The sequence below is a fragment of the Desulfobotulus sapovorans DSM 2055 genome (genome assembly GCF_059569355.1).
The window spans coordinates 167,278-182,616 of record NZ_JCANVJ010000001.1; the positions used below are offsets into that span (position 1 = coordinate 167,278).

The following is a 15,339-nucleotide window of genomic DNA, read 5'->3' on the forward strand; positions in this document are numbered from 1 at the left end:
CAGCCTGTGCCGCATCCCTGTGCCCTTTGCATGCGGGTGCGGCATCCCATCTGCCTGAAGAAGAAGGAAACCGGGATGGACAGTAAGAAAACGATGACGACATCGCCCGCTGCTGAGGGCGTGAACGGGAAAAAACAGAAGGCAATGCCTGCGAATATGGACGCCATGGCCCGGGTTTTTGTTGAAAATCAGAGCCATGTCATCCATGAGGTGAATGCGGGGATGGATGCGGACAAAACCGTAACAGAGACCACGGAAGGGGACAAAACATGAACCTTTTTTCTCTTGAAAACAAGATTGCCCTGATCACCGGAGCCAGCCGGGGAATCGGGGAGAGTATGGCCCTTACCTTTGCGGCATATGGTGCCCACTGCATTCTGGTGAGTCGCAAACTGGACGGGCTGGAGGCTGTGGTGGAAAAAATCCGTGCCAAGGGTGGCAGTGCCGAAGCCATGACCTGCAACATGGGGGAGATTGAGCAGATTCAGAGTCTCATGGATGCTGTGGAGAAAAAGCATGGCAGGCTGGATATTCTGGTGAACAACGCGGCGGCCAATCCGTATTTTGGTGAAATGCTCCATGCGGAACCCTGGGCCTGGGAGAAAACCCATGATGTGAACCTTAAAGGGCCCTTTTTCATGACCCAGCGGGCCGCTAAACTGATGAAGGACAAGGGGCAGGGCGGAGCCATTGTGAATGTGTCTTCGGTGAATGGTGTCCGTCCGGCTCAGATGCAGGGAATCTATTCTGTGACCAAGGCGGCGCTGATTTCCATGACGCTGGCCTTTGCCAAGGAGCTGGCTCCCTTCAATATCCGTGTGAATGCTCTTTTACCCGGTATGACGGAAACCAAGTTTTCCAGTGCCATCACGGAGAATGAGCACATCAGCAAGGCCGTGATCTCCATGATTCCCTTAAAGCGCATTGCCGCACCTTCGGAAATGGCAGGAGCTGCCCTGTATCTGGTTTCCGATGCGTCTTCCTATACAACAGGCACCTGTCTTGTCTGTGATGGCGGGATGCTGGCCTGAACCTTCCCGGATACCTGTTTGAGTGATGTGGCGGGTTTGATCCCTGTGATCTCTACAGGGCATCCGGACACCCTATGGAAAGGAAGTCGGCATGATTGTCACGGCGAAGATCAGGGTCAGGCCGGAAGCTGCGAAAGAGGCCGAGGCCAGACTGATGCATCTTGTGGAAATGGCCAAAACGGAAGAGGGCACTTTGAGCTATGTCCTGCATAAGGACATGAAAACTCCGGGGCTTTTTTTTGTGTATGAAAAGTATGCAGACAAGGTGGCTTTTCAGCGTCACAGCAGTACGCCCCATGTGCAGGATCTCTTTAAATGGCTGACGCCCAACCTTGCAGAAGGCCCGGAGTTGTCCATGTATGAGGAAGTCGCCGCTTTTCAGGCCTGAAAAAAGGAGAGGGGGGATTTCAGGTGTTCAGATCCTGTAAATCTCCCCTGTCTGTTTTGAACATATCCTCCTGAAATGGATTGAGGCTTACAGGCTTTTTATCCGGAAAAGATCAGAGGGCATCAGAAAAATCCGCCATGGCCACATCAATGTCCAGGGCAAAGCCCAGTCCCTCGAATTTGTGGGTGAGCTGTTTGAAGGTATTGACGCCTACAACGGCACCGGTTTTGGTGATGAGCGGGCCCCCGGAGTTGCCGGGATAGATTTTGGCATTGGTTTTGACCCAGGTTCCTTCCATACCGGAAAGAATACCATTCACCACGGAGTGACGGAGTCCTGCCGGGTTGCCGATGGCATAAAGGGGGGTTCCTCTGGGCAGATGTTTCGGACTTGCGGTCTCCAATTTTGGGGTTTTGGCATAGCCTTCCAGATGAAGAAGGGCCAGATCGTGCTGCTGGCTGACCCGGAGTATGGCGGCCTGGAGAAAGGAGCCGTCAGCAAGACCGATTTTTACCTGTTTCTGTACAAGGGAGATGTCGTTCTGCCATTCAAAATCCCTGCGGTGCTGATCCACTTCCTCCTTCACCTGCCGGTATTCCTGTCGCTTCTCTTTCAGATAGCGTTCCCATTCCTCGATATTCTGCTTTTCATCTTTAAGGTTCTCCCTGGCTCTTTCCCGTTGATCCGCAGGCATCCGTGAAATCCGGGCCTCATAGTCCCGGATCTGCTGATAAGCCCTGGCAAGACGGTTTTCCTCCTGACGGATTTCGCCTTCGTAGCGCTTGAGCCGATGTTCCACCTCTCTGTAACGCTGCCGCTGTGTTTCCGTATCTTCCCTGTTGCCCTGAAGAACGTGGCGGTTGGTTAAAATATGTCCCCTGTCGCTGACAAAAAAGCCCGTACCGATTCCCATGGGAGATTCCACCCTCACCGTGGCCATGACGGCCCGTTCCACATCGGTTCCGGGTTTCAGTTTTTCTTCCAGGGTTTTCAGAAGATTGGCTCCTCTGGGATGGGCTGTACCCTGGGTGGCAATTTCTTTGTATCCTGTTTTGGGAACTTTCAGGGGATTGTCCGTAAAATGCATCACCCCCTTTTCATCCGTATACTGATAGATTTCAGAAGCCTGGATTTCAGTATGGAGCAACGGAAATAAAATGAACGAGAAAAGAAAAGGCAGGAGTCTGCGTTTCATGGGCTTTTCCTAATGGGGGTATGAAGTTTTTTTAGGGCGTTTACCGGATATTTTTCCGATTAGAGCATGGCATAGGGGTCTACGTCCATGAGAATTTTCACACCGTTTATCCTGGGGGTTACCGCAGCTTCGGCACTTTCGTTCAGCCTTGGGATATCTGTGCCCATGAGCAGAACCTGATGGCGGAACTGACCTGCCATACGGCTGATGGGGGCTTCGACGGGACCCAGGATACGCACCCTTCCCTGGGAGGCGGCTTTGGCCTTTTCTGCGCTGAGACGGGCAGCTTCCTGTACCCTGGCTTCGTCTTCCCCGGAAATGCGGATCTGTATCATACGTGAAAAAGGAGGGTATCCCAGGATGCGCCGTGTGGCGATTTCTTCGGCAAAAAAGGCGTTGCTGTCCTGGGAACAGGCACTTTTTATGCTGTAGTGGTCGGGGTTGTAGGTTTGCAGAATGACCCGACCGGAAAGGGATGCCCGTCCAGCCCGGCCGGCAACCTGGGCCAGGGTCTGGAAATTGCGTTCACCGGCCCGGAAATCCGGAAAGCTTAAGCCTAAGTCCGCATTTAAAATTCCCACAACGGTGATACCGGGAAAATCGTGACCCTTGGCCACCATCTGGGTTCCCACCAGAATATCCACTTCCCGGTTGCGGATCTGGCGCAGCATACGGATGAGGCTGCCCTTTTTTCCCGTGGTATCCTGATCCATACGCAGGATACGGGCCTCGGGAAAGAGGTAGCGGGCAGCACTTTCCACCTTTTCCGTTCCCATGCCCAGAACCCGTACTTCCGGGGCATGGCAGGCGGGGCAGAGGGGGGTGGAGGCTGTGGAAAATCCGCAGAAATGGCAGAGAAAGGCATTGGCCCTGCGGTGCAGGGTGAGGGAAATATCGCAGTGTCTGCATTTTACAATTTCGCCACATGCGCCACACACGGGAAAGCCTGCATATCCCCTGCGGTTGAGAAACAGCAGCACCTGCTCTCCCTTTTCCAGGGCATTTTTCATGGCGCCATAGAGGGGGCGTGAGATATAGCGGTCGATGCCGGAGGCCGTTTTCATTTCTTTGAGATCCACAAGCTCCACCCTGGGAAGGGGGCGCTGGTTGATTCTCTGGGTAAGCCGGAGCAGGGTGAAACGTCCGTTTCTGGTATTTTCAAGACTCTGTACCGATGGGGTGGCGGAACCGAGGACAACGGGACAGTCTTCAAGCTGGGCACGCAGGATGGCCATGTCCCGGCCATTGTACCGCAGCCCCGTATCCTGTTTGTAGGAGGTGTCGTGCTCCTCATCCACAATGAGGATACCCGGTTTGATGACAGGGGCGAAAACGGCGGAGCGTGCCCCAATCACCACGGGCAGTTCACCTGCCAGGATTCTTTCCCACTGATCCAGTCTCTCTCCCTTGGAAAGGCCGCTGTGCAGAACGGCCACCCTTTCTCCGAAACGGGCACGGAAGCGGCCTGCAATCTGGGAGATGAGGGCAATTTCCGGTACCAGAACAATGGCGGGTTTTTTTCTCTCAAGAGAATTTTCCACAAGCCGCAGGTAGACTTCGGTTTTTCCGGAACCGGTTACCCCGTGCAGAAGAAAACGGTGAAAGCCTTCTGACATATGGGCCAGCAGCGTATCCAGAACGGCGGCCTGTTCAGGACTGAGATCCGGCGGGCTGTCCTCATCCACCGGATCTCCCAGGGGATCCCGGAAAATGCGCTGCTCCTTTTCGATGACAAGGCCCTTTTCCAGAAACCAGCGGAGGCTGGCACTGGCATGGGGAATATCCTTCTCGATGCGTTTTGTATCCGCAGGCCCCTTTTCCTTCAGCCACTCCCAGAGGGCAAGGCGCTTGGGGGTGAGGGGGAGGGGGGGCTGGGCCTGTTCCCGGATGGCATAGATCCTGCGCGTTTTGGCCTTGGTTTCCTTCTGACGGAAAACCCGTTCCACGGTTACAAGCCCTTCTTCACAGAGAAGATCCATCTGTCTCTGACTGGCGCTTCCTGTCCCGGTCTGGATACGGGCGAGGGGCAGGGGGCCTTGGGTCAGGGCGTGGAGAAGATCCCTTTTGGGGTGATCCTCCAGTTTTTTTTTTCCGTTTTCCGTGAGAGCGTACATCCTCCGGTCCGAAAGGTTCAGACCCGAAGGCAGGGCCGTGGCAAGGGTTTCTCCAAGGGGATGATGGTAATAGGCGGCCATACGCTGATAAAAGGGCAGGTGCTCCGCAGGAAAGAGGGGCGCTTCATCCAGAACGTCCAGGATATCCAGCACCCTGACATGGGAGGGAGGGCTTTCCGTAAAACCGAGAACATAGCCTGTGATCCGGCGCGGGCCCAAGGGAACCAGCACCCGTATGCCCGGTGTGATCCGGGCCTGCAGACTTTCCGGTACACCATAGGTGTAGGACGGAAAAAGGGGAGCATCCAGGGCTACGAGGATCATGGTGTTGGGGGGTGTCATGGGGAAGACCTGTCCGTCTGGGGTTAAAAATCCGCTTGTAGCACCTCAGGCCGGGTCGGGCAAGGCCTTCCATCAGAGGGGCTTTGGGCTTGACCGACGGCCATGCTTCCTCTAATGTGTTGCGGATTCAATGCTTGAAAAGGCAATAAATCCTGTTATTTTGAGGAAGTTCTGCGTCCTTGGCCCGCGTTGGTTTTGTTTAGGATTTTTCACCGTATTGATCTGAAGGAGGATTTCATGGCTGTCTATGTTGCGGATCACCCCCTGATCCGCCATAAGCTGGGACTGTTACGGCAAACGGATCTTGCCACTAAAAATTTTCGGGCTGTTGCCAATGAGGTGGCCCGTTTGCTTACCTATGAGGCCACCAAGGATTTTGAAACGGAAAGCATCACGATAGAGGGGTGGGCCGGGCCCGTATCCGTGGAGCAGATCAAGGGGAAAAAGGTGACTGTTGTCCCCATTCTGCGGGCAGGGCTTGGCATGATGGACGGGGTGCTGGACATGATTCCTTCCGCCAAAGTCAGTGTGGTGGGACTTTACCGGGATGAGGAAACCCTGAATCCTGTGCGGTACTATGTCAAGCTGGCATCTGATATGGACAAGCGTATGGCCCTGATTCTGGATCCCATGCTGGCCACGGGGGGAACCCTTATCGCCACCATCGATCTTCTCAAGGAGGCCGGGTGTACCCAGATCCGGGGTATTTTTCTGGTGGCCGCTCCCGAAGGACTGAAACGTCTGGAAGCGGCCCATCCGGATGTGGATATCTATGTGGCTTCCGTGGATGAATGTCTCAATGACAAGGGCTATATTCTTCCCGGTCTTGGTGACGCGGGGGATAAAATTTTCGGAACGAAATAAGCGGAGGAGAACCGTACCATGCAGGACAATCTTGATCCCCTTGCCTACCGTTTTCGGGCGAAGGATGCCCTTGTTGGCGGGCAGATGCTTTTTGTGGCCTTTGGTGCTCTGGTTCTGGTACCGCTGCTGACGGGTCTGGATCCCAATGTGGCGCTGTTTACGGCAGGTGTGGGAACCCTTATCTTTCAGTTTGTAACCAAAGGCAAGGTTCCTGTTTTTCTGGCCTCTTCCTTTGCCTTTATTGCGCCCATTTCCATCGGTGTGGCCCAGTGGGGGATTGCGGCCACCATGGGAGGCCTTGTGGCCGCAGGCGGGGTGTATATTCTGTTAAGCCTTCTCATCCGCTGGCAGGGTGTGGAAATTATCACACGGATCCTGCCGCCTGTGGTTACCGGGCCTGTCATTATGGTGATCGGTCTGATCCTTGCCCCCGTTGCCGTTCAGATGGCCACAGGCGTGGTCAATCCCGCAGCCATTGTTCCCAGGGGGACGGCCCTGACGGTTTCCATGACGGCTCTGGTGGTGACGGTGCTGCTTTCCCTCCTGGGACGGGGGTTTTTTCGCCTGATTCCCATCCTCTGTGGTATTGTTGCGGGCTATCTTACAGCCCTTTTTTATGGTCTTGTGGATTTCACCCCGGTACTGAAAGCCTCCTGGTTCGCCATGCCATCCTTTACTTTTCCGGAGTGGCATCTCCCCGCAGTTCTGTTTATTCTTCCTGTGGCCATTGCACCGGCCATTGAGCATTTTGGAGATATTCTGGCCATAGGCGCCATCACGGGCAAGGATTATCTGGAAGATCCCGGTATTGAAAACACCCTGCTGGGGGATGGGCTGGCCACTAGTTTTGCCTCCTTTCTGGGGGGGCCTCCCAATACGACCTATTCGGAAGTTACGGGTGCCGTGGCCCTGACCGGTGTCCGCAATGCGGGAGTCATGACCTGGGCGGCCCTTGTGGCCATTGCCCTGGCCTTTGTCGGGAAGCTGGGAGCACTGCTGGCCACCATACCGGCTGTGGTGATGGGGGGGATTCTGCTGTTGCTTTTCGGAGCGATCATGGTGGTGGGGCTGAATACCCTGGTACGATCCGGTGCGGATCTCATGCAGAACCGGAACCTCACCATTGTGGCCCTGATTCTTGTTTTTGGCATTGGGGGCATGAGTTTTTCCGCAGGGCAGTTTTCCCTTCAGGGAATTGGTCTTGCCGCTATTCTGGGCGTTTTCCTGAACCTGGTTTTGCCGGGAGGGGGCAGAAAAGCCTGAATGTACCTTTGTTTTTCTGTGCATCGCTCTGTTTCTGCCGATGATGAAAGAACGCTGCTGAAGTGGATGGTTGGCAGTCTTCTGTTTCTCAGCAGGGCAGCCGCTTTTGTCTGGGGCTGTTTTTCACTGCGAGCCAGATGATTCCCGGCGGATTGTGAGATGGGAGATAGTCACAGGCCCTGAATACGGACAGGGGTCTTGCTGCAAGGTCTGGGATTTTACAGTCGTGAAGCCTTGAGCATGACCTCTGTCACAAACTGTGCACTGTTCCGGGTTGTCCAGTAGTCTGTGACATATCTTTCGAAGGATTCTTCAGCAAGCACATAGCCATGCTTGCGTGCCCAGGTACATATTTTTTCATAGGTGGCCTGGATGGTTTCATGGGAACCGATGTGATAGCAGGTAATCATCATCTGGCCACCAAAGATCATTTTTTCCGTTTCCCCGCATGGCATCAGTGCCTTCTGCAGAATACGTATTTTCTGATTTTTTTCCTGCATCCGATCCTGAAAGGAAGAAAAATTCAGAATAACGGGGCCTGTGATTTCATTGTTCAGCTTTTCCACATAATTTGTGAATTCAATATTGATGATGGAGGCCTCAATGTCATTGCTGAAGACCTGTTTCTGATAGAGATATTCGGAAGGCTCAACATATTTGACGGACACCTCATGGATGCGGTTGTCAATCACCATTTCGGCCTCGATGATGAGATCATACCAGTCTTTGACGGAGGCATATTTTCTGCGGATTTCTTCCTGTGCCTGTTTCAGTTCCCGGATTTTGGCTCGGAAGGATTTCTGGATGATCCTGTAGACATTTTCAATATTGCCTTCAATAAAAGCCCCCATTTCATCGAGCTTGAACCCCATCTGTTTGTAATATTTGATGACAGGAACGGCGAGAAGGGATTCCTTGGAATAGTAGCGGTAGTTGTTGCTGTCGTCTCTTTCTGAGCAGATCAGCCCAATCTTGTCATAGTAGCGCAGTGTTTTTTTGGATACATTGCAGATTCTGCTGACCTCTCCAATGGAATATCTGCTTTTATATTTCATTCTCGGGTTCTTTCAGCTTGTGGTGGAAGGAAGAGGCGGGCAGACGGGGCCGGACAGGGCGTTTTTTCGGGTGTTAATTATAAGATATTCAGCTGAAGTATCAAGTATTTAATGTTTTTTCTGATTACCATTTTGCTTCAGCTGTCGTTCCCACGCTGGAGCGTGGGAACGATGGGTTCAATGCTGCATGGGTAAAACAGCGATTACATGGCTGAAACAAGGTGGGAATGGCGTTTCCCTGAGAAGAAGCTTCCCCCCTTTTCCGGATCAGATGGAACAGCGTGCCTGACGACCATTCGGACATACTTTGGACACAACAGGAAAGTGGATTCGCGACAGCGTAACAGTAAAGGAGGAGAAAATCGTGATACAAGCCATTGCAAGTCTTTTGAAAGTTCTCCATTCCGAAGCCGAACCCGGCCAGATCAGTCTGGCTCTGTGTTTTTCCATGGTGGCGGGGTTTGCCCCTTTTTTCAGCCTGCCGACCCTGCTGATGCTGTTGCTGACCCTGGGGCTGCGGGTGAATCTTTCCGCCTTCATGCTGGGCTGGGGGGGATTTGCCATGCTGGCATTTTTTCTTGATCCATGGTTTCACCACCTGGGGTGGTTTGTGCTCACTCTTCCGGATCTGGAGAATTTCTGGACGGCCCTCTACAATCTGCCCCTCGTACGGGTAACCCGCTTTTATAATAGCATTGTAATGGGCAGCCTTGTGGTTTCCCTCTTTCTTTTTGTTCCCCTTTTTGTGATGCAGGTGCTGCTGATCCGCAAATACCGGAGCCGCTTTATGGTGTGGATCCAGAAAACCCGTATTTCCCAGATGATTAAGGGAACAAAAATCTATGCTGCCTACAGGGCGCTTGTCTGAGAGGAGAACTGAAAATGAAAAAATGGATCCGGTGGTGGGGACTGCTGTTTTTTTTGGTTTTTTCCGGGCTTCTTGCGGGCGGAATATGGCTGTTTTCCGGCCCCTTGATTGCAAAGGGCCTTGAGACCGCAGGCAGTCAGGCTGTGGGAGCCAGGGTGGATGTGGGGAATGTGCAGCCGCATTTTTTTCCACCCGGCCTTGAACTTTCAGGTTTGCAGGTGACGGATCCGGATGCTCCCATGACCAATGCCGTTGAGATTGAGCGTATCCGTATGCGCCTGAATGCGGAAGTTCTGCTGCTCCGCAGACTGGATGTTACGGAAATGGCTGTGGAAGGCATCCGTCTGGGAACACCGAGGAAATTTTCCGGAGCTTTGCCGGGGAAGGAGAAAAGGGGCAACGAGGCTGAAGAAACGGAATCCTCCCGTAAAGTACAGATTCCCATGCCTGTCTTGCAGATTCCGGACGTGGAAACCGTCCTTTCACGGGAGTCCCTTGCTGCCCTTGAAGAGGTAAAGACTCTGGACGCCGAGCTGAGGGCAGAGCGGGTTGCCTTTGAGGCCAGGCTCCAGGCTCTTCCCGATGCCGGGAAGCTGGATGCTTACAGAGCCCGTATTGAGAAACTGAAGAAGGGGGGACTTGAGAGCCTTTTCAAGGGAGCCAGGGAACTGCGGGAGATTAAGGCTGAAGTGGACAGGGATATCCGGAACCTGCGTGATACCAGGGACGATCTGGAAGGCAGGATTGCGGAATTCCGTCAGAGAATCCGCTCCCTGAAAAGTCTGGCTGCGGAAGATATCAACCGTCTGGTGGCAAAATATGGCATTTCCGATGCGGGTATGGGGAATATTACCGGCCTGCTTCTCGGGCCGGAGTGGGAAGTCCGGGTGCGTAAAGGGCTTTGGCTGTACCGGAAAGTCCAGCCCTGGCTGGTGAAGGGGGAGGCGTCTGGTGCAACAGCTCCTGAACCGGAGCAGCGGCTGCGTGGAGAGGGACGGGACAGAATTTTTGCAGAATTTCCGGCAAGGCCGGATTTTCTGATCCGCAAGGCCACCCTTTCCCTTCATAGCCCTGTGGGAGATCTGAAGGGCAGTCTCCGGAATGTAACCCGGCAGCAGCACCTTCTGGGGCATCCTTTGGAACTGGATCTGGCAGGAGAGGGGCTTTCTGGTATGGAGCGTCTGACGCTGGAAACGGTTTTCAACCGTCTGAACCCGGAAGCTCCGGAAGACCGTTTCAGGATTCAGGTGGGAGGATGGCAGCCCGGAGCCATGGGTACGGCGGATTTTTCCCTGATACCGGAAAGGGGTACGGTGCATCTGGATGCAGCCATACGGGGGGATCGGCTTCAGGGGGAAGGCGTTCTGGATTTGACAGGGGTACGTTTTGGCTTGCCTGAGGGAAAAGATCCGCTCCGGGTTGCTGTAACATCAGCCCTGAAGGATATGAAGACCCTTTCGGTAAAGGTGGGGCTTGGAGGGACGCTGGACAGACCGGAACTGCAGTTTGTGTCCAGTCTGGAAGGCGTTGTGAAAAAGGCTGTTTCCCGTGCGGCACGGGATGCTGGTGAAGCTTTTCAGAAGCGTTTGCGCCAGGAGGTGCAGGGGCGTACGGAAGGAGGCATTCAGGAACTGGAAGCCCGGATGACTTCCCTTGGGGATCTGAAGGGCATACTGGAAGAGCATCTTGCCGGGGCAAGCCGTCTGTCCTTCTGATCCGTTTGCTGTGTACCGGAAAGAAAAAAAGCCCGGGAAAATTCCCGGGCTTTTTGGAAAAAGATCCGCTCCCGGAAAACCGGGAGCGGTTTTGTTATTTCTTGGCCTTTTTCTTTTTGATCTCTTCCACTTCCTTGCGGATGTCTTCCATGACGGACATGGGAACCTGACGGTAAACGGCAAATTCCATGGTGAACTGGGCCTTGCCCTGGGTGCCGGAGCGCAGTATCGTGGAATAACCGAACATTTCCGCAAGCGGTACCTGGGCTTCAATGATGGACATGGGACCTTCATCGGAGGAGCCCACGATCATGCCCCTGCGCTGGTTGATGGTACCCATGACGCTGCCCTGGAATTCGCTGGGGGTTTCCACCACCACTTTCATGATGGGTTCCAGAACTGTGGGCTTGGCCTTGGCGTATCCTTCGAGGAAGGCGCCACGGGCCGCAGCCTGGAAGGCCATTTCCGAAGAGTCCACCGCATGGGAGGCACCATCGTTGATGACAACCCGCACGCCGGTAATGGGGAACTCCAGGGAGGGCCCCTTCACCATGCAGGCTCTGAAGCCCTTCTCACAGGCGGGAATGAAGTTGGTGGGGATGGCACCGCCGGTGACATTGTTGACAAATTCAAATTCACCCTCTTCCAGGGGTTCCATGTAGCCGGCCACACGACCATACTGACCGGAACCACCGGTCTGTTTTCTGTGGGTGTAGTTGAATTCGGCATGCTGGAGAATGGTTTCACGGTAAGCCACCCGGGGTTTGCCCGTTTCCACTTCCGCCTTGTATTCCCGCTTCATGCGTTCCACATACACTTCAAGATGGAGCTCGCCCATACCCTCAATGATGGTTTCACCGGTTTCCTCATCCACAAAGGTGTTGAAGGTGGGGTCTTCCTTGGTGAAACGGTTCAGGGCCTTGGACATGTTGATCTGGGCCTTGTTATCTTTGGGAATGATGGACAGGGAGATAACAGGCTTGGGCACGAACATGGAGGTCATGGATACATTTGTGGAGGGATCTGCAAAAGTATCCCCTGAGGCGCAGTCTACGCCGAAAATGGCACCGATCATGCCTGCCGGTACCTTGTCGATTTCTTCCATCTGGTCGGCGTGCATGCGCACAAGGCGGCCGATCTTGATCTTTTTACCCGTACGGATATTGATCACGGTGGAGCCTTTTTCAAGCATCCCCTGGTAGACACGGATATAGGTAAGCTGGCCGTAGGCGCCGTCTTCCAGTTTGAAGGCGAGGGCCACGGTAGGCTTCTGGATATCGGATTCAAGAACAATGGGGGCTTCCGCATTGTCGAGATCCAGAGCTTCGTTGCGGACATCCGGAGGCGCGGGCAGGTAGGTGGTCACGGCATCCAGAAGAAGCTGTACACCCTTGTTTTTATAGGCAGAACCCACGAAAACCGGGGTCATCTGACGCAGAAGGGCGCCGGTGCGGATGGCATTCACCAGCATGGTGTTGGTGATTTCGGTTTCTTCCAGGATGGCTTCGGTCAGCTCGTCGGAAAAAAGAGAGGCCGCGTCAATCAGTTCTTCCCGTTTCTTTTTTGCCAGATCCACAAGCTTTGCGGGGATCTCTTCTTCCCGGATATCCTCACCGTTGGGCCCGTCAAAGTAGAAGGCTTTCATGGCGATCAGATCCACAACACCTTCGTGATCGTTTTCAAGGCCGATGGGAATCTGCATGGCCCAGGCATTGTGCCCGAGTTTTTCCCGAAGCTGGGAGATCACCCGATCCGGACTGGCGCCGGTACGGTCACACTTGTTGACAAAGGCGATGCAGGGTACGTTGTAACGTTTCATCTGCTGATCTACGGTGATGGACTGGGACTGTACCCCGCCGACGGAGCAGAGGACAAGGATCGCGCCATCCAGAACCCGGAGGGAACGTTCCACCTCAATGGTGAAATCCACATGTCCCGGCGTGTCGATGAGGTTGATGTCATGACCCTTCCACTCGCAGAAGGTAGCTGCGGAGGCAATGGTGATACCGCGTTCCCGCTCCAGTTCCATGGAGTCCATGGTGGCACCCACGCCGTCTTTGCCCTTGACGTCATGGATGGCATGGATTCTTTTGGTGAAGAAGAGAATGCGTTCGGAGAGGGTCGTTTTGCCGGAGTCGATGTGGGCGCTGATGCCGATGTTCCGGACTTTCTGGATGTCGTATTTCATTTTCCCGAATCCTTGAGAAACAAAAAAGGGTTGCGTGACCGACGGATGTCCCACAGAGGGGCATCGTGGCCGGTGGTTGCGTGCAGAGTACAGCCGTTTTGTTTGGATTCCATAAAGATGAACAGGAATAAAACAAAAAACCTTTTAGAGGTACGGCGGTGACAGGAACCGCCCGCACCGGACTTTCTGGGTGTCGGTGTTGCGGGGGGGGTTCGAAACCATAAAAAAATCATCTTTCTTCCTTAAAATTACTATAAGGAAAAAGATGACCATAAAACAAAATCAGCGTATTCTAATGGCAATGCACTGAAGTGTCAAACATTTTTTTATAAACGTATCCCTGGCGCATGGATCTGGTGTTTGACTTGTGTTTCGCTTTTTTCTAAACTTCACAATTTTTTCCGGTGTCCTCGCTGTTTCGGGGCAATGCGGAAAATGCCGGTGTGGAACTCCGTATCTTCAAAATTCAGCAGGAGATGGCTCAGGTATGTGTATGGCGGAGAGATTGGATGGGCTGTGGCAGGGGATGAAAGCCATCTGGCCCATCTGTGTGGGCTATGTCCCCCTTGGGCTTGCCTTTGGGGTTCTGGCGGAAAAGGCGGGGCTTTCTGGCCTGCATATTTTTTTCATGTCGGCCCTGGTCTTTGCCGGATCCGGGCAGTTCATCGCTGTGTCCATGCTGGATGCGGGGGCTTCGGGGATTGCCGTGGTTCTGACCACCTTCATGGTGAACCTTCGGCATCTGCTCATGTCCTCTTCCCTTGCCGTGTGGTACAGGGGGGCTCCCCGCAGTGGCCTGAGTCTTCTGGCCTGTTTTATTGTGGATGAAACCTTTGCCGTGAATACGAGCCGCCTCCGATCCGGTTCCTGGCCTCTGGGGTCGGCCATTTCCGCAAGTTTTCTGGCTTATGCCGCCTGGGTGGGCAGCACCGTGCTGGGCGGGCTTTTCGGACGGTTCATTGCCCCTTCGGCCTTTGGCATCGACTATGCCCTCATTGCCATGTTTATTTGTCTTCTGGTGTTTCAGTTGAACGGTCTTCTCCATGTGCTCACGGGTCTTGCGGCTGCCCTTGCGGGAACTCTGGCCGCTCTTTTCATTCCGGGCAATGCCTTTATTGTGGTGGGCGCTGTTGTGGGAGCTACTGTGGGGCTTTTACTGAAACGACTGGCCCTGGCCTCGGGCAGGAAGGTGAGGGGATCATGAGTTCGGACTATATGATGCTGGTGCTGGGCATGGGGCTTGTCAGTTTTCTGCCCCGCTGGATTCCCCTTTTTTTTCTGAGCCGCAGAAAACTGCCCGGTCTTCTGGAAGAATGGCTGGAGCTGATTCCCGTGGCCATCCTTTCCGCTCTTCTTGTCCCCTATCTCATCACTTCCGGTACGCCACGGATTCTGGATCTCACGAGACCGGAGCTTTTTGCGGCTTTCCCCACCCTCATGGTGGCCCTCTGGACCCGCTCTCTGGGGATTACCCTTGTGGCGGGCATGGGGGTGTTCTGGTTTCTGGGAAAGACAGGCTGGTTTTGATATTCAAAAGGAGATATGTCATGCAGACAGGAGACAGGGCCTGGTGCGAAAAAGTGGCCGAAGGGGCTTTGCTTCTGGGTTTCGACCTGAAGGAAAAACCCCTTTCCGCCCTGGCCCTTCATGCCACAAGCCTTTTGCGCTGGAACCAGAAGGTCAACCTTACGGCCATCACCGATCCCATGGAGGTTGCGGAAAAGCATGTGCTGGATTCCCTTGCCATCCTGCCCCATCTGCCCGCTTCCGGTTCTGTTCTGGACATGGGATCCGGAGGCGGTTTTCCCGGTATGGTCATTGCCGTGATGCGTCCGGATCTGGAGGTTTTCATGGTGGACAGTGTGGAAAAGAAGATGGTCTTTGTCCGGGATGTGATCCGAACCCTTGGTTTGAAAAACGCCCAGGCCCTCCACCTGCGCGTAGAGACCCTTGTCGGCAGCGACATCGCTGGCAAGGGGTTTTCCTGCATTGTCTCCAGGGCTTTTACCGCGCTGGATCGTTTTGTAAGTTTAAGCCTTCCCCTGCTGGCTCCATCGGGAATCCTCCTTGCCATGAAAGGCCCGGAAGGGAGCGGGGAGACGGAGCTTACCCTTGATCTCTTTTCAGATCTTGATATCAAGGAGCATGGCTATGCCCTGCCCTTTGGCGGGGGAGGGCGGCGGATTGTGGAGATCACCCGTTCGGGGCCGGAAACAAGACAATGATTTTTTGAGCCTTTCCTTGACATGCCGGAAGAAAACACCTTAGATAACCAGCTTTTATTATCAACACGGCAGCATACTGGAGGATTTTCCC

Annotated in this window: 14 protein-coding genes; 10 read left to right on the top strand and 4 right to left on the bottom strand. The window is 54.0% G+C overall.

Annotated elements, in window-relative coordinates; all coding sequences use genetic code 11:
- Window positions 1-75: 75 nt before the first annotated feature.
- The 3 genes from BR04_RS00635 (at window position 76) to BR04_RS00645 (ending at window position 1,419) form a co-directional block, all read left to right on the top strand.
- Window positions 76-273 carry a hypothetical protein gene (locus tag BR04_RS00635; RefSeq protein WP_496354046.1) on the top strand — a complete coding sequence of 66 codons (198 nt, stop codon included), beginning with the start codon at window positions 76-78 and terminating at the stop codon, window positions 271-273.
- Window positions 270-1,031 (top strand): SDR family oxidoreductase, encoded by a 762-nt coding sequence (locus tag BR04_RS00640; protein ID WP_496354047.1) that lies wholly within the window; start codon window positions 270-272, stop codon window positions 1,029-1,031. The genes BR04_RS00635 and BR04_RS00640 overlap by 4 nt, the downstream gene beginning before the upstream one ends.
- A gap of 91 nt (window positions 1,032-1,122) precedes the next feature.
- Window positions 1,123-1,419, top strand: a complete 297-nt coding sequence (locus tag BR04_RS00645; protein WP_496354048.1) for a putative quinol monooxygenase — start codon at window positions 1,123-1,125, stop codon at window positions 1,417-1,419.
- 112 nt (window positions 1,420-1,531) lie between these two features.
- Here BR04_RS00645 and BR04_RS00650 read toward each other — a convergent pair whose 3' ends face one another.
- Together BR04_RS00650 and priA are read right to left on the bottom strand one after the other, a co-directional pair.
- The gene (locus tag BR04_RS00650) at window positions 1,532-2,614 is read right to left on the bottom strand and encodes a trypsin-like peptidase domain-containing protein (protein WP_496354049.1); all 1,083 of its coding nucleotides are present in this window, start codon (window positions 2,612-2,614) and stop codon (window positions 1,532-1,534) included.
- 59 nt (window positions 2,615-2,673) lie between these two features.
- Window positions 2,674-5,070, bottom strand: a complete 2,397-nt coding sequence (gene priA, locus BR04_RS00655; RefSeq protein ID WP_496354050.1) for a replication restart helicase PriA — start codon at window positions 5,068-5,070, stop codon at window positions 2,674-2,676.
- Between the two features lie 237 nt (window positions 5,071-5,307).
- Between priA and upp the strand changes: the two genes are divergently transcribed.
- The gene (gene upp / locus BR04_RS00660) at window positions 5,308-5,934 is read left to right on the top strand and encodes a uracil phosphoribosyltransferase (protein WP_496354051.1); all 627 of its coding nucleotides are present in this window, start codon (window positions 5,308-5,310) and stop codon (window positions 5,932-5,934) included.
- An 18-nt stretch (window positions 5,935-5,952) separates the two neighbouring features.
- Window positions 5,953-7,197 carry a uracil-xanthine permease family protein gene (locus tag BR04_RS00665; protein ID WP_496354052.1) on the top strand — a complete coding sequence of 415 codons (1,245 nt, stop codon included), beginning with the start codon at window positions 5,953-5,955 and terminating at the stop codon, window positions 7,195-7,197.
- 218 nt (window positions 7,198-7,415) lie between these two features.
- On the opposite strand, the gene BR04_RS00670 is transcribed toward BR04_RS00665, so the two are convergent.
- On the bottom strand, window positions 7,416-8,252 hold the full coding sequence (locus BR04_RS00670; RefSeq protein WP_496354053.1) for a choline utilization transcriptional activator: 837 nt from the start codon (window positions 8,250-8,252) through the stop codon (window positions 7,416-7,418).
- A 364-nt stretch (window positions 8,253-8,616) separates the two neighbouring features.
- On the opposite strand from BR04_RS00670, the gene BR04_RS00675 reads away from it, so the two are divergent.
- A complete protein-coding gene (locus tag BR04_RS00675) occupies window positions 8,617-9,120 on the top strand; it encodes a TIGR03546 family protein (RefSeq protein WP_496354054.1) in 504 nt (167 codons plus the stop codon).
- 14 nt (window positions 9,121-9,134) lie between these two features.
- Entirely contained in the window at window positions 9,135-10,835 is a 1,701-nt protein-coding gene (locus tag BR04_RS00680) for a TIGR03545 family protein (protein WP_496354055.1), read from the top strand.
- A 94-nt stretch (window positions 10,836-10,929) separates the two neighbouring features.
- Here the strand turns inward: BR04_RS00680 and fusA are convergent, their stop codons facing one another.
- On the bottom strand, window positions 10,930-13,023 hold the full coding sequence (fusA, locus tag BR04_RS00685; RefSeq protein WP_496354056.1) for an elongation factor G: 2,094 nt from the start codon (window positions 13,021-13,023) through the stop codon (window positions 10,930-10,932).
- 493 nt (window positions 13,024-13,516) lie between these two features.
- Between fusA and BR04_RS00690 the strand changes: the two genes are divergently transcribed.
- The 3 genes from BR04_RS00690 to rsmG are packed head-to-tail and all read left to right on the top strand — an operon-like array spanning window position 13,517 to window position 15,248.
- A complete protein-coding gene (locus BR04_RS00690; RefSeq protein WP_496354057.1) occupies window positions 13,517-14,227 on the top strand; it encodes an AzlC family ABC transporter permease in 711 nt (236 codons plus the stop codon).
- The gene (locus tag BR04_RS00695; protein WP_496354058.1) at window positions 14,224-14,550 is read left to right on the top strand and encodes an AzlD domain-containing protein; all 327 of its coding nucleotides are present in this window, start codon (window positions 14,224-14,226) and stop codon (window positions 14,548-14,550) included. The genes BR04_RS00690 and BR04_RS00695 overlap by 4 nt, the downstream gene beginning before the upstream one ends.
- Window positions 14,551-14,570: 20 nt before the next feature.
- On the top strand, window positions 14,571-15,248 hold the full coding sequence (gene rsmG / locus BR04_RS00700; RefSeq protein WP_496354059.1) for a 16S rRNA (guanine(527)-N(7))-methyltransferase RsmG: 678 nt from the start codon (window positions 14,571-14,573) through the stop codon (window positions 15,246-15,248).
- Window positions 15,249-15,339 lie beyond the last annotated feature (91 nt).